This window comes from Roseicitreum antarcticum (genome assembly GCF_014681765.1).
GTDB classification, from domain to species: domain Bacteria; phylum Pseudomonadota; class Alphaproteobacteria; order Rhodobacterales; family Rhodobacteraceae; genus Roseicitreum; species Roseicitreum antarcticum.
In genome coordinates, this window is record NZ_CP061498.1 from 2075176 (window position 1) to 2091143 (window position 15968).

General features: G+C 64.4%; 21 protein-coding genes. 10 read left to right on the forward strand and 11 right to left on the reverse strand.

Annotated features, from left to right (window positions below):
- Position 1 precedes the first annotated feature (1 nt).
- The 11 genes from recO to folK form a co-directional block, all read right to left on the reverse strand.
- Positions 2–730: a DNA repair protein RecO gene (gene recO, locus H9529_RS09980; protein ID WP_176847169.1), complete on the reverse strand. Its 729-nt coding sequence runs from the start codon at positions 728–730 to the stop codon at positions 2–4.
- 30 nt (positions 731–760) lie between these two features.
- Positions 761–1093: a DUF1491 family protein gene (locus H9529_RS09985; RefSeq protein ID WP_092890164.1), complete on the reverse strand. Its 333-nt coding sequence runs from the start codon at positions 1091–1093 to the stop codon at positions 761–763.
- Positions 1094–1135: 42 nt separating this feature from the next.
- On the reverse strand, positions 1136–2077 hold the full coding sequence (era, locus tag H9529_RS09990; RefSeq protein WP_176847171.1) for a GTPase Era: 942 nt from the start codon (positions 2075–2077) through the stop codon (positions 1136–1138).
- A gap of 53 nt (positions 2078–2130) precedes the next feature.
- On the reverse strand, positions 2131–2817 hold the full coding sequence (gene rnc, locus H9529_RS09995) for a ribonuclease III (RefSeq protein ID WP_092890167.1): 687 nt from the start codon (positions 2815–2817) through the stop codon (positions 2131–2133).
- Positions 2814–3602 carry a signal peptidase I gene (gene lepB / locus H9529_RS10000; protein WP_092890170.1) on the reverse strand — a complete coding sequence of 263 codons (789 nt, stop codon included), beginning with the start codon at positions 3600–3602 and terminating at the stop codon, positions 2814–2816. Before lepB ends, rnc begins: the two co-directional genes overlap by 4 nt.
- A 76-nt stretch (positions 3603–3678) precedes the next feature.
- Complete coding sequence (gene acpS, locus H9529_RS10005) at positions 3679–4092, reverse strand: holo-ACP synthase (RefSeq protein WP_092890173.1); 414 nt, start codon at positions 4090–4092, stop codon at positions 3679–3681.
- A gap of 82 nt (positions 4093–4174) precedes the next feature.
- Positions 4175–4924, reverse strand: coding sequence for a pyridoxine 5'-phosphate synthase (locus H9529_RS10010; protein WP_092890177.1), 750 nt, complete (start codon positions 4922–4924; stop codon positions 4175–4177).
- 4 nt (positions 4925–4928) lie between these two features.
- A complete protein-coding gene (locus H9529_RS10015; protein ID WP_223814129.1) occupies positions 4929–5531 on the reverse strand; it encodes a DUF2062 domain-containing protein in 603 nt (200 codons plus the stop codon).
- 96 nt (positions 5532–5627) lie between these two features.
- On the reverse strand, positions 5628–7748 hold the full coding sequence (locus H9529_RS10020) for a RelA/SpoT family protein (RefSeq protein WP_092890183.1): 2121 nt from the start codon (positions 7746–7748) through the stop codon (positions 5628–5630).
- A 60-nt stretch (positions 7749–7808) separates the two neighbouring features.
- Positions 7809–8165: a DNA-directed RNA polymerase subunit omega gene (gene rpoZ / locus H9529_RS10025; protein ID WP_092890186.1), complete on the reverse strand. Its 357-nt coding sequence runs from the start codon at positions 8163–8165 to the stop codon at positions 7809–7811.
- Positions 8166–8313: 148 nt separating this feature from the next.
- Complete coding sequence (gene folK, locus H9529_RS10030; RefSeq protein WP_092890189.1) at positions 8314–8883, reverse strand: 2-amino-4-hydroxy-6-hydroxymethyldihydropteridine diphosphokinase; 570 nt, start codon at positions 8881–8883, stop codon at positions 8314–8316.
- Between the two features lie 120 nt (positions 8884–9003).
- Between folK and H9529_RS10035 the strand changes: the two genes are divergently transcribed.
- From H9529_RS10035 to H9529_RS10080, 10 genes are all read left to right on the forward strand, one after another.
- On the forward strand, positions 9004–9576 hold the full coding sequence (locus H9529_RS10035; RefSeq protein WP_092890192.1) for a LabA-like NYN domain-containing protein: 573 nt from the start codon (positions 9004–9006) through the stop codon (positions 9574–9576).
- A 21-nt stretch (positions 9577–9597) separates the two neighbouring features.
- Complete coding sequence (locus H9529_RS10040; protein WP_317889618.1) at positions 9598–10038, forward strand: YqaA family protein; 441 nt, start codon at positions 9598–9600, stop codon at positions 10036–10038.
- A gap of 110 nt (positions 10039–10148) precedes the next feature.
- A complete protein-coding gene (gene ispH / locus H9529_RS10045; RefSeq protein ID WP_092890195.1) occupies positions 10149–11102 on the forward strand; it encodes a 4-hydroxy-3-methylbut-2-enyl diphosphate reductase in 954 nt (317 codons plus the stop codon).
- Entirely contained in the window at positions 11099–11551 is a 453-nt protein-coding gene (locus tag H9529_RS10050) for a DUF3429 domain-containing protein (protein WP_397544868.1), read from the forward strand. Before ispH ends, H9529_RS10050 begins: the two co-directional genes overlap by 4 nt.
- Positions 11544–12158 (forward strand): glutathione S-transferase family protein, encoded by a 615-nt coding sequence (locus H9529_RS10055; protein WP_092890198.1) that lies wholly within the window; start codon positions 11544–11546, stop codon positions 12156–12158. The genes H9529_RS10050 and H9529_RS10055 overlap by 8 nt, the downstream gene beginning before the upstream one ends.
- The gene (rnhA, locus tag H9529_RS10060) at positions 12158–12631 is read left to right on the forward strand and encodes a ribonuclease HI (RefSeq protein WP_092890201.1); all 474 of its coding nucleotides are present in this window, start codon (positions 12158–12160) and stop codon (positions 12629–12631) included. The genes H9529_RS10055 and rnhA overlap by 1 nt, the downstream gene beginning before the upstream one ends.
- A complete protein-coding gene (locus H9529_RS10065; RefSeq protein WP_092890204.1) occupies positions 12628–13251 on the forward strand; it encodes a trimeric intracellular cation channel family protein in 624 nt (207 codons plus the stop codon). The genes rnhA and H9529_RS10065 overlap by 4 nt, the downstream gene beginning before the upstream one ends.
- Positions 13252–13387: 136 nt before the next feature.
- Complete coding sequence (locus H9529_RS10070; RefSeq protein ID WP_092890207.1) at positions 13388–14434, forward strand: RluA family pseudouridine synthase; 1047 nt, start codon at positions 13388–13390, stop codon at positions 14432–14434.
- The gene (locus H9529_RS10075; protein WP_092890210.1) at positions 14431–15096 is read left to right on the forward strand and encodes an HAD-IA family hydrolase; all 666 of its coding nucleotides are present in this window, start codon (positions 14431–14433) and stop codon (positions 15094–15096) included. The genes H9529_RS10070 and H9529_RS10075 overlap by 4 nt, the downstream gene beginning before the upstream one ends.
- Positions 15093–15821, forward strand: a complete 729-nt coding sequence (locus H9529_RS10080) for an ATP12 family chaperone protein (protein ID WP_092890213.1) — start codon at positions 15093–15095, stop codon at positions 15819–15821. The genes H9529_RS10075 and H9529_RS10080 overlap by 4 nt, the downstream gene beginning before the upstream one ends.
- Positions 15822–15968 lie beyond the last annotated feature (147 nt).

Sequence of the window (15968 nt, forward strand, 5' to 3'; positions counted from 1 at the left end):
CCTACGCCCCCGCCCGCGCCAGCGCGTCGACAAACCGCGCCCGCGCTTCGGGCAAGGGGCGGTTGGCGCGGGTCTGCGCCTGCGCGGCCGCCAGAAAATGCCCGGTCAGCCGCAGCCCGGCGCAGATGTCATCCAGATCCGCCGGCCCCTGCCCCAGCAGGCATTCGGGCAGCGGCAAAAGCCGCGCCGCCCAGTCGCCCGCCCCCGCGCGGCTGACAGCGCGCCCGGTCCGGGGCGAGACATAGGCCAGGTCCTCGTGCCCCCCGGTCACCGCGCAGCGCGTCAGGTCCAGCCCGTAACCGCTGTCTTCCAGCAGCCGCATTTCCCAGGCCAGATAGGCAGGCAGCCAGCCGTCATGGCCCAGATGGTCCAACAGCGCGATGGACGCCGCATAAAGCCCCGGCTGCGCCTCGCGCTCCGGCAGCAGCGCGGCCAGCAGGCTACAGGTCGCGCTCAACCCCATCAGCGCCAGCCGGTCGTCCATCACATGGCCCGCGCGCTGGCGGATCGGCTCGACCGTGAACGCACCGATATGGTCCTCCAGCCGAGCGCGCCAGACCAGATCCAACTGCGCGCCGGGCTGCAAGATGGGTGACATCCGCCGCCCGCCGCCGCCGCGCACCACGCCCGCGTGCCGTCCGTGATTTTCGGTAAAAACCTCAATGATTGCGGCACTTTCGCCGTGTCGCTGCACGCTCAGCAGCGCGCCCTGATCGCGCCATTCCATCAGCGCCCCCCCGGCGCGGGGTTCGCCCGCAGATCACCCGGCAAGGCCGTCTTCCTCCAGAAGATGACGGCCTGTGCGGTCCTCGACCTCGATCACCCAAACGTCAGGGTCAAACCCGCGTTGGCGCGCAATCGCGGCATCCACGTCGCGCTCGGCCCCTTCGGTCAAGACCACCCAGACCCGTTCGCCGCTGTCCAGATCGAAGGAACGCTGGAACACCCGCGCCGTGCCGTCCAGTGGCGATACCTTCACCAGCACCGCGCCCGCCGTCGCATCGCCCCGCGCCACGACGAAGGCCGGAATATCGGCCAACCGCAGGCGTGTCAGATAGGCCGCAACCCAGAAATCGGCGGTCAGCCGTGCCATGGGCAGCACCCCGCGCAGGCCAGCACCCGCGCACGCCTCAGATCACGCGTTGCCATCCTTGAATTCCAGCCCCATTTCCGAATACCGCTCGGATTCCTCCAGCCAGTTCGGGCGCACCTTCACTTGCAAGAACAGGTGCACCGGCCGGCCCAGAAATTCCACCATCTCGGCGCGCGCGGCGACGTTCACCGATTTGATCGTCTCGCCCTTATGGCCCAGAATGATCCCCTTGTGCCCGTCACGCGCCACATAGATTATCTGATCTATCCGGGTGGACCCGTCCCGGCGATCCTCCCAGGCTTCGGTTTCGACCGTCAACTGATAGGGGATTTCCTCATGAAGGCGCAGCGTCAGCTTTTCGCGCGTCATCTCGGCGGCGATCTGGCGCATCGGCAGGTCGGCGATCTGATCCTCGGGGTAGAACCACGGCCCTTCCGGCAGCGTGCCGCCCAGCCATGCGCGCAACGCACCCACACCATGCCCGCGCTCGGCCGAGATCATGAAGGTTTCCTCGAAGGCAAACGCCGCGTTCAGCTTGGCCGACAGCGCCAGCAGCACCTCGGCCTTCACGCGGTCGATCTTGTTGATGGCCAGCGCCACGCGCTGCGCAGGCCCCACCCTTTCGCGCAACGCCTCCAGGATCGCCGTGACCCCGTCGGTCAGCCCGCGATGCGCCTCGACCAGCAACACCACCACATCGGCATCCGCCGCCCCGCCCCAGGCCGCCGCGACCATCGCACGGTCCAGCCGGCGGCGCGGACGAAACAGCCCCGGCGTATCGACAAAAACGATCTGCGCCGCACCTTCCATCGCCACGCCCCGGATGCGCGCGCGGGTGGTCTGCACCTTGTGCGTGACGATCGAGACCTTGGCCCCCACCATCTTGTTCAGCAGCGTCGATTTACCGGCATTCGGCTCGCCGATCAGCGCCACGAACCCCGCGCGGGTCGGCCCCTCCACCGGCGCCTGCGCGCTGTCGGGCATCATCGCATTGTCACCCATCGGGGTCGCGTCATCCGGTCCGGTTTCCTGATCGCTCAAATCTCTGCCTCCAACTGGCACAATAAACTGCGCGCGGCGGCCTGCTCGGCCTGCCGTTTCGCGCCTGCGGTGGCCTGCGCGCTTTGCCCCGAGGCAAGCTGCACCTCGACCGTAAAGACCGGCGCATGGTCGGGGCCGGTGCGCGCGACCTCCACATAGACCGGCGGTGTCTGACCGCGCGCCTGCGCCCATTCCTGCAAGGTGGTCTTGGCATCGCGCGCGTCGGTTTCCACCGCGATGATCCGTGGGCCCCAAAGCCGCAAGATCAGGCCGCGCGCCGCGTCAAAACCGCCGTCCAGATGCACGGCGGCAATCACGGCCTCCATCCCATCGCCCAGCAGCGCCTCTTTGCGCCGGCCGCCCGACACCATTTCCGACCGGCCCAGCCGCAGCACATCGCCCAGGCCAACCTCGCGCGCGACATCGGCGCAGGTTTCCTTGCGCACCAGCGCGTTATAGCGCGGGGCCAACTGGCCTTCGCGCGCGCCGGTGTCGGCGGACAACAATGCCTCGGCCATCACAAGGCCCAGCACACGGTCGCCCAAAAATTCCAGCCGCTGATTATCGGGCCGCTGCGGGCCCGAGATCGAGGCATGGGTGACCGCATGCACCAGCAGATCGGGCCGGGCAAATTCATGCCCGATCCGCCGTGAAAACGCCATCAACTCTGTCGAAAGTTTCACTCAAGCCCCACAAAGAAACGGTCGGACCGCCAGGTCCAGAAATACAGCATCGAACTGCCTGCGGATGAGAATACCACATGCCGCGCCCGTCCGATAAGGTGGTCGAACGGCACCATGCCCACCCCGCCCACGGCCTGCGGCGCGCGGCTGTCGAGCGAGTTGTCGCGGTTGTCACCCATGAAGAAGAAATGCCCCTCGGGCACCGTAAAGACCGGCGTGTTATCCGCCGCGCCGTTGTTGTCAATGTTGAGCACCGGATAGCTGACATCGTTCGGCAACGTCTCGATCGTGCGGGATTTCAGGCAGGTGCCGCCCTCGCCCACCGGCGCGTTTTCGCACCGTGGGAACTGCTGCACCGGGCCTTGCTGCGCATAGGGTTCAGAAAAATCACCCGCCGGTTCCTGCGGCACCATCGTGTCGTTCAGATACAGGCGGCCATCGCGCGTCTGCACCCGGTCGCCGGGCAAGCCGATCAGCCGCTTGATGTAATCCGTCCCCGCCGTGGGGTGGCGGAAGACGACGATATCGCCACGCTCTGGTTCAGATGCAAAGATCCGGCCAGAGATCGGGCAGATCGCAAACGGGCAGGAGTATTTTGAATACCCATAGGCCATCTTATTGACGAACAGGAAATCCCCGATCAGCAGGGTTTCCTTCATCGACCCTGAGGGAATCCAGAACGGCTGAAAAAACAGGGTACGGAACGCGCCCGCAATCAGCAGGGCAAAAACAATCGTCTTGATGGATTCGCCGATACCATCTTTCTTCTGCGTCGCGCTGGCCATTCAGTGTCGTCCTTGGTTTGCCCGTTCCGGGGCTTTGGTCGGTGATGCGCTTCAATGGGCGCGGGCGGGCAAAGTGTCAAGTTTTGGCAGGCACGATGGGCAATGCCTCGATCATCACGAAGGCTGAAGCCCAGGGTGCGTCATCGGTCAGCGAAACATGAATCACCGCGCGGTGCCCTTGCGGTGTCATTGCGGCCAGCCGTTCGGCGGCCCAGCCGGTGACGGCCATGGTGGGCTGCCCGCTGCGCAGGTTGGTCACCGCCATGTCCTTCCAGGAAATCCCCATGGCAAGGCCAGTGCCCAGCGCCTTGGAGCACGCCTCCTTCGCAGCCCAGCGTTTGGCCAGCGTCGCGGCCTCATCGGGGCGGCGGGCGGCGCGGGCCAGTTCGACCGGCGTGAAGACGCGGTTGCGAAAACGGTCGCCAAAGCGCGCCAGCACGCCCGCCACCCGGTCAATATTCGCCAGATCGGTGCCGATCCCCAAAATCATCCGACCAGGCCGCGCGTATGTATCAAAGCCATACCGAATCCATACCGTTTCCAGACGCCGTTTTCAGGCCGTTTTGGAACCCTCATGCCAACGCCGCGCGGGCCCGGTCCATCACCGCGCGCATCCCCGAAATCGCGCCGGGCAGGCCAAGGAAGACCGCCTCGCCAATCAGGAAATGGCCGATGTTCAGTTCTACCACCTGCGGGATGGCAGCCAGATCAGCGGCGGTGGCAAAGTCCAGCCCGTGGCCCGCATGTACCTCCAGACCCAGCGCTGCGGCCTGCGCCGCCATGTCGCGCAGGCGGGTCAGTTCCGTCGCTGCTGCGGTGGTTTCACCCGCGGTGCGCAGGTCGCAATAATGCCCGGTATGCAGTTCCACCACCTGCGCACCGACCTGCGCCGCCGCCGCCACCTGACGCGCATCAGGTGCGACAAACAGCGACACCCGGCACCCGGCCTGTGCCAAGGGGGCAATGAAATCCGTCAGCCGCGCGGCATCACCGGCCACTTCCAGCCCGCCCTCGGTCGTGCGTTCCTCGCGGCGTTCAGGGACGATGCACACAGCATGTGGGCGATGGCGCAGCGCAATCCCCTGCATCTGGGCAGTTGCGGCCATCTCGAAGTTCAGCGGCACCCGCAGCGCCGCCATGAGCGCGTCGATATCCGCATCGCGGATATGGCGACGATCCTCGCGCAGGTGCGCCGTGATCCCATCCACCCCCGCCGATTGCGCGACCAAGGCCGCGCGCACCGGGTCCGGCACCGCGCCGCCGCGCGCGTTGCGCAGCGTTGCCACATGATCGATGTTCACGCCCAAACGTAGTTTTTTCATCGTCTTAGCTATCCCTTTCCCCCGAAAGCTGCACGGCCTTTTGCTGGCGCACACGCTCGAACCGTTCGCGCATCTTCTTGCGCCGACGCGCCTGATAGGCCCGGATCAGCGGTAGCGACACGAAATAGCCGATCACCCCGGCCACCGACCCGGCCACCAGCCCACCCAGTAGATAGGGCAGAAACACCTCGTGGAAAAACCTGAAAAACCGCTCCCAATGCAAGGGCGAGCCGGAAACCAGCGCCCAGAAATTCGCCGACAACTCGCCCGTCGCCTGCCCGAAAGCCATGGTCAGTTGCGACAGGTGCAGCGCCTCGGGCGCGCCCAGAAGCACGCTTCCCAGTTCGGTCGAGGCGGCGAAGATGATGGGAAATGTCAGCGGATTGCCGAAAAATGTCGCCAGAAGCGAGGCAAGTATATTGCCGCGGACCAGCCACGCGATCAGCGCCGCGCCCAGAAAATGCAGCCCGAACAATGGGGTGAACGATATGCAGATCCCAGCGCCGATGCCCTTGGCAATCCGCTCGGGGCTGTCGGGCAGTCGACGCAACCGATGCGACACATAGCTTGCGGCGCGCATCCACCCCCCCTTGGGGTAGAACAGCATCGCTAGCCATTCCTTCAGGCTGCGTTTTGTACGGCGCTTGAAAAGCATCGCTACCTCGGTCCCGATGCCACATACGACACCACACCCAAGGGCGCGTCACGGATGCCGGGATGTGTCGCGGTGCCGCGTGATCTGGGCAACATCGTTTTCAGCCTCCAATGCCGTCAGCACCCTGTGCATGTGTTCTACATCACATAAGTCGACTTCAATGAGAAGGCGGTAAAAATCCGGCTTGCGGTCAATAAATTTGAGGTCAGAGATATTGGCGCGCTGTTCGCCGATCAGGCTGCATATGCGCCCCAGAACGCCGGCATCGTTCAGAATCGTCAGTTCGAAAGACACGGTATGCGCAGGCGGATGCTGGCCATCCTGCCAGTGCAGGTCGATCCAGCGGTCAGGCTGCTCGTCGAATTCCACCAGCGCCGGACAGTCGATGGCATGGGCCACAACGCCCTTGCCACGATAGGTGATCCCGACAATCCGCTCGCCCGGGACAGGCTGACAACAGGCGGCCCGGCGGAAAGCCTGATCAGCGGCAAGGCCCACGACAGGACGACGGGCATCCACCCGTTCGCCGGTCAGGCTGGCCAGTTCGGGATACAGCGCCTCGACCACCGCGCGCCCGCTGAGCTCTGCACTGCCCAGCCGCGCCAGAAGGTCGGTGCGGGTGCCAACGCGCAGGGATTTCGCCGCCGTGGACAGTGCCTTGTCCGAGACCTTGCGACCCACATTCTCGAACGCAACGCGGGCCAGCTCGCCGCCCAGCCGAACAAAACGCTCACGGTCTTCTTCGCGCAGCGACTTGCGAATGGCGGCCTTGGCGCGCCCGGTGGTGACGATCTCGATCCAGGTGCTTTGCGGGCGCTGGCCCTCAGCGGTAATGATTTCAATGCTTTGCCCGTTCTTCAGCCGGGTCCAGAGCGGCACACGCAACCCGTCAACCTTGGCCGAGACACAGGCGTTCCCGATACGGGTATGGATCGCATAGGCGAAATCCAGCGGCGTGGCGCCGCGCGGCAGTTGCACCACATCACCCTTTGGCGTGAAGCAAAACACCTGGTCGGAATACATCTCCAGCTTGACGTGTTCGAGGAATTCGTCGTGGTCATCGGCGGCGTCGAACCGTTCGGTCAGCGTGGTGATCCATTTCGCCGGATCCACAGCGAAGGGGTTGGTGGCGCGCTGCCCGTCCTTGTAGGCCCAATGGGCGGCGACCCCGGCTTCGGCCACGTCATGCATCTGGCGGGTGCGAATCTGCACCTCGACCCGTTTGCCATCGCGCCCCGACATCGTGGTGTGGATAGAGCGGTAGCCGTTGGATTTCGGCTGGCTGATGTAATCCTTGAACCGCCCCGGCACTGCGCGCCAGCGTTGGTGGATGATGCCCAGCACACGGTAGCATTCTGCCACGTCGTCAACGATGATGCGGAAGCCGTAAATGTCCGACAAGCGAGAGAACGCGAGGTCTTTCTCCTGCATCTTGCGCCAGACGGAATAGGGCTTCTTGGCCCGTCCGTACACATCGGCGGCGATCCCCTCGCGGTCCAGTTCGGCGCGCATGTCGTTGGTGATCCGTTCGACCACATCGCCCGCTTCGCGTTGCAAGGTCAGAAAACGGCGGATGATCGAGTTGCGTGCATCGGCATTGAGAACGCGGAAGGCCAGATCCTCCAGTTCCTCACGCATCCACTGCATGCCCATGCGCCCCGCAAGCGGCGCGAAAATATCCATGGTTTCGCGGGCCTTCTGGACCTGCTTGTCCGGGCGCATCGACTTGATGGTGCGCATGTTGTGCAGGCGGTCGGCCAGCTTGACCAGAATGACCCGCATGTCACGCGACATGGCGATCAGCAATTTGCGAAAGTTCTCGGCCTGCTTGGCCTCGGTGCTGGAAAGCTGAAGGTTGGTCAGCTTGGTCACGCCATCGACCAGTTCGGCCACATCCTCGCCGAACAGGCGCGCCACCTCGGTATAGGTGGATTTGGTGTCCTCGATCGTGTCGTGTAGCAGCGCGGTAACGAGGGTCGCATCGTCCAGCCGCATTTCGGTCAGGATGGCGGCCACGGCGGCGGGATGGCTGAAATAGGGCTCGCCGGAATGGCGCATCTGCCCGCGATGCATCTTTTCGCCATATTCCCACGCACGGCGCAACATATCGTCGTCAGTGCGGGGGTTATAGTTGCGCACGAGCGCAATCAGGTCATCTGCCGTGATCACCTGATGCGCCTTTTCAGAGGTTGGAAAAATCGTGGGCCGTCCCGGTTCAGATCAACACCTTCAACCCTGCTGCCCCTGCGCTTCCATCAGGGCGCGCAGCATCTGGGCTTCCGACATGTCATCCTGCGCCGGTTTGTCCTGATCGTCACCCATCAACAGGGCCATATCGTCATCTTCGGGCATGTCGACTTCGATCTGGGTTTGCAGACCTTCGATCAGCCGTTCGCGCAGAGCGTCGGCGCTTTGGCTTTCATCGGCGATCTCGCGCAGGGCAACAACGGGGTTCTTGTCGTTATCGCGGTCGACGGTCAGAGGGCCGCCAGCTGCAATCTCGCGCGCACGATGGGCGGCAAGAACGACCAGTTCAAACCGGTTCGGAACCTTATCGACGCAATCTTCAACGGTGACGCGGGCCATAGGCTGATCCACTCCATAACGGGGTAAAGGAAGGTTAGCCTGTCCCCATACAGGGCGAATGCAGGTTTTACAAGGACGCGGGGTGATTCGGTCGAGTTTATCTTGCCCGTATCTTGCCCGCGCCGGGCGGACCCCGGGCGGAACCCTGTCAGCCCAGCCGCTGCACCGCGTCGACCTCGGCGCGCGGCAGGGCGGCGAGCATCTGACGCACCGTGCGCCGCAGCACCGGATGCACCCAGTCCGGCGCGACCTGCGCCAGCGGGACCAGCACGAAAGCCCGGTCTTGCAAACGGGGATGGGGCAAGATCAGGGTATCAGGGCGCGCGGCCATCTGCTGCGCCAGCGGCAGATCGCGCCACTGCGCGAAAATGTCCGCATCAGGCAAAACGGCGTCATTCCATGCCAGAAGGTCCAAATCCAGTGTGCGTGCCGCCCAGCGGGTTGTCCGCTGGCGGTCAAACGTCTCTTCGATGGTATGCAGCGCATCCAGCACCGCAGCCGCATCGAGGGGCGTGCGGAACCCTGCGACTGCGTTCACGAAATCCGGCCCGGCGCCCTCGGGAAACGCCGGCGTGCGGTAAAGTCCACTGCCTGACTCCAACGTGCCAAGCCGCTGCGCCACAGCCGCAATCGCTGCGCTGACAGTCGCGGCGGGCTCACCGGAACGTGAGGCAAGGTTCCCCCCGAAAGCGACGAGAGCCGTATTGTGCTTTTGCATTTTGCTACTACTTGGGAACCAGGGACACTGAATTTACGTTCCTAACAGTTGACGATTTTCGCGCAACTGCCGCGATATTGAAATCGCCACATCTTCTAACATCCTGCAGGCAGGTGATGAATGTTTTATAAAGACGAACGGCTCGCGCTGTTCATTGACGGGTCAAATCTTTACGCTGCTGGAAAAGCGCTGGGATTTGACATCGACTACAAACTTTTGCGGCAAGAGTTCATGCGGCGTGGCAAGTTGCTACGTGCGTTTTACTATACTGCATTACTGGAAAATGACGAATATTCCCCAATCCGGCCGCTGGTCGACTGGCTTAATTACAACGGCTACTGCATGGTGACGAAGCCGGCAAAGGAATACACCGACTCTATGGGCCGCCGGAAGGTGAAGGGAAACATGGATATCGAACTGGCCGTCGACGCGATGGAGCTTGCGCCGCGGATGGACCATGCCGTGCTGTTTTCGGGTGACGGCGATTTCCGTCCTCTGGTGGAAAGCCTCCAACGTCAGGGCGTCAGGGTGTCGGTTGTTTCGACCATCCGCAGCAATCCGCCGATGATCTCGGACGATCTGCGCCGCCAGGCGGATGACTTCATCGAGCTTGACGACCTGCGCGAGATTGTCGGCCGCACCCCGCGTGAACCACGCTGGACCGCGGCCGGGACTGTCGACGCCGCCACCTGACACGGCCAGGAAACCCCGCCGTTGGCGCTGACCATCTCCATGTTGACGCTGTTCGTCGCGGCCTTTCTGGCCGCGACTGTGGTGCCGTTCCAGTCCGAAGTGGTGCTTTTGGGCATGCAGCTGACTGGGATTGCACCGCTATGGCTGTTGCTGATCGTGGCCAGCATTGGCAACATTTTGGGGGCTTTCATCAACTATGCCATCGGCGTGCGGTTGGAGCATTTCCGCGACCGACGCTGGTTCCCGATGAACGCCGCCAAGCTGGAACGCGCGCAGCGCTGGTTCAACACATACGGCGTCTGGACATTGCTGCTGAGCTGGGCGCCGGTGCTGGGCTGGTTCACCGTGGTCGCGGGCATCATGCGCACACCTTTGTGGCAATTCACCCTCCTCGTCTCTATCGCCAAAACGGGCCGTTATGCGGTGGTGATCTGGCTGACGGCGCGGGCCATGGGCGACTGAGCTCCAACCGGGCCGTACACCACCGCACGACCGTCGCGGGCGGGCCAAAGGACTGGACGCAGGCGATCACAGGCTTTACCTGTCGGATGCGCGCGAAAGGACCGAATGCCATGACTGCACACCCGCCCCTGACCCTTTACCTTGCCGCCCCGCGCGGCTTTTGCGCCGGTGTGGACCGCGCCATCAAGATCGTCGAACTGGCGATCGAGAAATATGGCGCACCGGTCTATGTCCGCCATGAGATCGTACACAACAAATACGTCGTGGACGGACTGCGTGCAAAAGGCGCGGTCTTCGTCGAAGAGCTGGACGACTGCCCGGACGACCGCCCCGTGATCTTCTCTGCCCATGGCGTCCCGAAATCGGTGCCCGAGGCCGCGCAGGCCCGCCAGATGCTGTTTGTCGATGCCACCTGCCCGCTGGTCAGCAAGGTGCATATCGAGGCCGAGCGGCACCACGAGAACGGCCTGCAAATGGTGATGATCGGCCATGCGGGCCACCCCGAGACTGTTGGAACCATGGGCCAATTGCCCCCCGGCGAGGTGCTGCTGGTCGAAACCGCCGCAGATGTGGCCTTGCTGGAGGTGCGCGATCCCACGCGGCTGGCCTTCATCACCCAGACCACCCTTTCGGTGGATGATACCGCCGACATCGTGGCCGCCCTGCACGCCCGCTTCCCCGCGATCATCGGGCCGCATAAGGAAGACATCTGCTATGCCACCACCAACCGTCAGGCGGCGGTGAAAGAGGTCGCGCCCAAGGTCGATGCGCTGCTGGTGATCGGCGCGCCGAATTCCTCGAACTCTCAACGACTGGTCGAAGTGGCGCGCGCGGCGGGCTGCGGCTATTCGCAACTGATCCAGCGCGCCACCGACATCGACTGGCGCGCGTTGGAAGGGATCCGGGCCGTGGGCGTCACGGCAGGGGCCTCGGCCCCCGAAACGCTGGTGAATGAGGTGATCGACGCCTTCGTCGCGCGCTATGACGTGACGCATGAACTGGTCGAAACTGCGGTAGAGCGGGTCGAATTCAAGGTGCCCCGCGTGCTGCGTGTGCCCGCATGATCCGCGACATCCCGCGCGCGCCACTGATGCTGGGGCTGGCGGGCCTTCTGCCGTTTGTCTGGGGCGCGGCCACGGTGTTGTTTCCGGCGCTGGCGGCATCTGGGCAGGAACTGCTCGGCCCGCGTTTCGCCGGGCCCTATGTGCTGGTGGCCTATGGCACGGTGATCTTGTGCTTCATGTCCGGCGTGCTGTGGGGGTTTGCCGCAAAGGCCGAAGCGACGGGATGGCGCGGCTATGCGCTGTCGGTCGTGCCCGCGCTCTGGGCGTTTTTCATGGTGGGCGGCGGGGCGGATGCCGCATTGTCCGCGCTGATCCTGGGGTTTCTGGTTTTGCTGGTGTTTGACATGCAATTCGGCCAGTGGGGGTTGGCGCCGGTCTGGTGGATGCGGCTGCGGCTGATCTTGACGGCGGGTGTCGTCGCCTGCCTGCTGGTGGGCCGCTATGTCTGAAGTGACGATTTATGCCATGCCGTCCAGCGGCAACACCTACAAGGTGCGGCTGTTGCTGGCGCATCTGGGCCGCGATGTGCGGGTGGTGAAGGCCGAGGCGGGCACGCCAGAGGTTGCCGCCCTGCGTGACGCAGGCAAGCTGCCCTTGGGATCGCTGCCGGTGCTGGAACTGCCTGACGGCACGTTGATCCCCGAATCCAATGCGATACTGTGCTATCTGGCCGATGGCACGCCGTGGCTGCCCACCGATCCGGTAACCCGCGCGCACGTCCTTGGCTGGATGTTCTGGGAACAAAACGCGCATGAAGGCTGCATCGCCGTGCGCGGGGCGCTGCGCACCTATCCCCACCGCCAAGCCGAGGCGACGCCCGACCGCATGGCGCAGCTCCTGGACGCAGGCCACCGCGCCTTGGCACGGATGGAGGGGCATCTGACCCTGGCCGACTGGCTGGCCGGGGCGCAGCCCACCATTGCCGATCTGTGTCTGTTCGCATACACCCACCGCGCGGCCCATCCCGGCGGTTTCGACATGGCGCGCTTTCCCGCCGTCACCGCATGGCTGGCCCGCACCGCCGCCCTGCCCGGCCACCAACAGATGGATACCTGATGACCGACCTTTTCGCGTATACCGATGGTGCCTGCAGCGGCAATCCCGGCCCCGGCGGCTGGGGCGTCTTGATGCTGGCGCGCAGCGGCGAGGCGGTGGTGAAGGAACGCACACTGCAAGGCGGCGAATCCCTGACCACCAACAACCGCATGGAACTGATGGCCGCGATTTCGGCGTTGGAGGCCCTGTCGCGCCCCACGAAGATCACGCTGGTGACCGACAGTGCATATGTGAAGAACGGCATCACCGAATGGCTGGCCGGATGGAAGCGCAAGGGGTGGAAAACCTCGACCAACAAACCCGTCAAGAATGATGACCTGTGGCGCAGGCTGGATGCCGCCCGCGCCACCCATGACGTGACGTGGGAATGGATCAAGGGCCACGCCGGCCACGCCGAGAATGAGCGCGCCGATGAACTGGCCCGCGCGGGCATGGCGCCGTTCAAACCCGGCGCGAAAGTCGCCGCGCCGTGACTTTGGTGCAGATGCTCGACTATGCGGCCGTGTTCATCTTCGCGCTGACCGGCGCGCTGGTAGCCAGCCGGGCGCAGTTGGACATCGTGGGCTTTTTGTTCATCGGCGCGTTGACGGCTGTGGGAGGTGGCACCCTGCGCGATATGATCCTGAACCGCGATCAGGTTTTCTGGGTGGCCGATCCGATGATGATAACCGTTGCCTGCGTCGCGGCGATCCTGGTTTTCTTTACTGCACATCTCCTGGAAAGCCGCCTGAAAGCCATCGAATGGCTGGATGCCGCCGCCCTGTCGGTCGCCGTGCCTGCGGGTGTAGGTGCGGCCTTGGCAACCGGCCAAAGCTGGGGCGTGGTGCTGATCATGGGGGTCATCACCGGCTGCTTTGGCGGGCTGATGCGCGATGTGGTCTGCAATGAGGTGCCGCTGGTCCTGAAGAAAGGGCAGCTTTATGTCACCGCCGCTTTCGCCGGATCGGCGGTTGCAGTGTTGGTGCTGGAGACGGGGGGCAGGACCGGGCTTGCTCTGCTGGCCTGCGCGGGGGCAACCTTCGTTTTGCGTGCGGGCGCGCTGATGTTCGGCTGGCAATTGCCGGTCTACCGCTCGCGCCCGCCGCGCGCGTGACGCGCCGCGCCGACACTGAAGTCTGAAGGCCGCTGACGGGCGGCCGCGGCTGCACATTGCTTGACTCTCGCCCCTATCCCCGCGAAACGGGCGCACCGGCGCGTTTTGTCGGAAAGCACCCACGGGAACCAGTGATATGAGCGGCGTCGAACAAAAAACAGTCCACCCCGATGATGCGGGATCGCGGCTAGACCGTTGGCTCAAACGACAGTTCCCGCAGATCACCCAAGGGCTGATCGAGAAAGCCTGTCGCAAGGGTGAAATCCGCGTCGATGGCGGGCGGGTCAAAGCCTCGACCCACCTGGAGGGCGGGCAGAATGTGCGCATCCCGCCGCTGCCCGACGCCCCCGCCCTGCCACCCGAACCCCGCACCGCCGTCAGCCGCGACGATGCCTCGATGCTGCAAGCGGCGGTCATCTGGCGGGACGAACACATCATCGCGCTGAACAAACCGGCAGGCCTGCCGTCGCAAGGCGGTTCTGGCCTTGGCAACCGACATGTGGACGGGCTGTCGACCGCGCTGATGTTTGGCTACAAGGACAAGCCGCAATTGGTCCACCGGCTGGACAAGGATACCTCGGGCATCCTGTTGCTGGCGCGCACCCCGCGCGTCGCGCGCCGCCTGTCCGAAGCCTTCCGCCATCGCGAAACGCGCAAGATCTACTGGGCGCTGGTCGCGGGCGTGCCGCATCCGCAGATGGGCACCATCCGCTACGGGCTGGTGAAGATGGCAGGCCACGGCGCGCGCGGCGAAGGCGAGAAGATGCGCTGCATCCACCCGCGCGAGATCGACACGACCGAGGGCGCAAAACGCGCCACCACCGATTATGCCGTACTGTCGAGCCTTGCCAAACGCGCCGCCTGGATGGCCCTGTCGCCGATCACCGGACGCACGCATCAACTGCGCGCCCATATGGCCGAGATGGGGCATCCGATCATCGGTGACGGCAAATATGGCGGGTCCGGGCAAGAGAACCTGGGCGACGGCTGGGGCGCGCAACTGGGCGGCGACATCAGCCGCAAGCTGCATCTGCACGCACGCTCGCTGCGGCTGAAGCATCCCATTACCGGCGCGATGCTGACAGTGACCGCCCCCCTGCCCGACCACATGAAACGGTCGTGGAAGACCTTCGGCTGGTCGGAAAGCGACGTTGCCGATGACCCTTTCGCGGAGGAATCATGACCCTCCGGCTGGTGGTTTTCGACGTGGACGGCACGCTGGTGGACAGCCAGAGCGCAATTATCGGCGCCATGCGGGCGGCTTTCGCAGCCTGCGACCTGCCCGCGCCGATGGATTCCGACACGCTGTCCATCGTCGGCCTGTCACTGGACATCGCCATCGCCCGCCTGCGCCCCGACCTGCCCGCGCCCATCATCGCACGGCTGGTGGCGGCCTATAAGGACAGCTTCAGCACCAACCGTCAGCTGAGCACCATGCCGCTTTACCCCGGCGCCCTGGACGTGGTGACGCAACTGCACGAGCAGGAAGCGACCCTTCTGGGCATCGCCACCGGCAAATCGCGCCGCGGGCTGGACCATCTGATGACGCTGCACGACATGCAGCGCTTTTTCGTCACGACGCAGGTGGCCGACAACCACCCGTCAAAACCGCATCCATCAATGCTGCATGCCACGCTGCGCGAAACCGGGGCTGATGGCGGGATCATGATCGGCGATACCACCTATGACATGGACATGGCGCGCGCCGCCGGGTTCACCGCAATCGGCGTCTCCTGGGGCTATCACCGGGCTGAACATTTGCACGCGGCCGGCGCGCATGTGGTCATCGATGCTTTCGACGCGCTGCCCGGCGCACTTGCGCGCCTGTGGGAGGTTCCCGCATGAGCGCATGGGTCAAGAAACGGTTCTGGACCGACACCAGCGTTGTACCTGCCGAGGGCGGCTTTACCGTGCATCTGGACGGACGTGGGCTGCGCACGCCCCTCAAGGCACCGGTGACCGTCCCGACCGAGGCAGCGGCTGCGCTGATCGCTGCCGAATGGGAGGCCCAGACCGGCAAGATCGACCCCGAGACGATGCCCGCCACCCGCGCCGCGAATGCCGCCATCGACAAGGTGACCGGCCAGCAGGCCGAGGTGACGGAAATGATCGCGGCCTACGGCGACAGCGACCTGATCTGTTACCGCGCCGCCGCGCCGCAGGAACTGGTCGCGCGCGAGTCCGCCGCCTGGGACCCGTTGGTCGACTGGGCTGCAGTCACATTCGGGGCGCGGCTGACGGTGCAGGCCGGGGTCATGCATGTGCCCCAACCACCCGAGGCGCTGCGCGCCCTCAGCGCGCCGCTGCACCAGATGTCGGCCTTTGAACTGACCGCCTTTCACGATCTGGTCTCGATGTCGGGTTCGCTGGTGATCGGGCTGGCCAGCATCATGGAACTGGCGCCGACAGACACGCTCTGGGCGCTGTCGCGTATCGATGAAGACTGGCAGACCGAACTCTGGGGTTCGGATGACGAGGCCGAAAACCTTGCCCGTCTGCGCAAGAGCAGCTTCGTCAACGCCAACAGATTCTATGACGCAGTCCGAACAGGCACCCGGACCCTGCGCTAAGATCAGGACGCTGATCGGAATACTGCCCGCTTTGCAGGCAGATCGCCCCTTCGATGCCGCAAAAATGGTCTGGGGCTTGACCTGTTGGAATGAATCGGCACAAACTCGCTGACACTGGTTAACACTTTGACCAGTGACAGTAGTCTA

Excerpts from the sequence above, each read along its gene's own strand:
- acpS (WP_092890173.1), bottom strand. The coding sequence starts at position 4,092 with ATGATTTTGGGGATCGGCACCGATCTGGCGAATATTGACCGGGTGGCG.
- rnhA (WP_092890201.1), top strand. The coding sequence starts at position 12,158 with ATGACCGACCTTTTCGCGTATACCGATGGTGCCTGCAGCGGCAATCCC.
- H9529_RS10070 (WP_092890207.1), top strand. The coding sequence starts at position 13,388 with ATGAGCGGCGTCGAACAAAAAACAGTCCACCCCGATGATGCGGGATCG.
- folK (WP_092890189.1), bottom strand. The coding sequence starts at position 8,883 with ATGCAAAAGCACAATACGGCTCTCGTCGCTTTCGGGGGGAACCTTGCC.
- lepB (WP_092890170.1), bottom strand. The coding sequence starts at position 3,602 with ATGGCCAGCGCGACGCAGAAGAAAGATGGTATCGGCGAATCCATCAAG.
- era (WP_176847171.1), bottom strand. The coding sequence starts at position 2,077 with ATGCCCGACAGCGCGCAGGCGCCGGTGGAGGGGCCGACCCGCGCGGGG.
- ispH (WP_092890195.1), top strand. The coding sequence starts at position 10,149 with ATGACTGCACACCCGCCCCTGACCCTTTACCTTGCCGCCCCGCGCGGC.
- H9529_RS10055 (WP_092890198.1), top strand. The coding sequence starts at position 11,544 with ATGTCTGAAGTGACGATTTATGCCATGCCGTCCAGCGGCAACACCTAC.
- H9529_RS10015 (WP_223814129.1), bottom strand. The coding sequence starts at position 5,531 with ATGCTGTTCTACCCCAAGGGGGGGTGGATGCGCGCCGCAAGCTATGTG.
- rpoZ (WP_092890186.1), bottom strand. The coding sequence starts at position 8,165 with ATGGCCCGCGTCACCGTTGAAGATTGCGTCGATAAGGTTCCGAACCGG.
- H9529_RS09985 (WP_092890164.1), bottom strand. The coding sequence starts at position 1,093 with ATGGCACGGCTGACCGCCGATTTCTGGGTTGCGGCCTATCTGACACGC.
- H9529_RS10035 (WP_092890192.1), top strand. The coding sequence starts at position 9,004 with ATGTTTTATAAAGACGAACGGCTCGCGCTGTTCATTGACGGGTCAAAT.
- H9529_RS10075 (WP_092890210.1), top strand. The coding sequence starts at position 14,431 with ATGACCCTCCGGCTGGTGGTTTTCGACGTGGACGGCACGCTGGTGGAC.
- H9529_RS10050 (WP_397544868.1), top strand. The coding sequence starts at position 11,099 with ATGATCCGCGACATCCCGCGCGCGCCACTGATGCTGGGGCTGGCGGGC.
- H9529_RS10010 (WP_092890177.1), bottom strand. The coding sequence starts at position 4,924 with ATGAAAAAACTACGTTTGGGCGTGAACATCGATCATGTGGCAACGCTG.
- H9529_RS10080 (WP_092890213.1), top strand. The coding sequence starts at position 15,093 with ATGAGCGCATGGGTCAAGAAACGGTTCTGGACCGACACCAGCGTTGTA.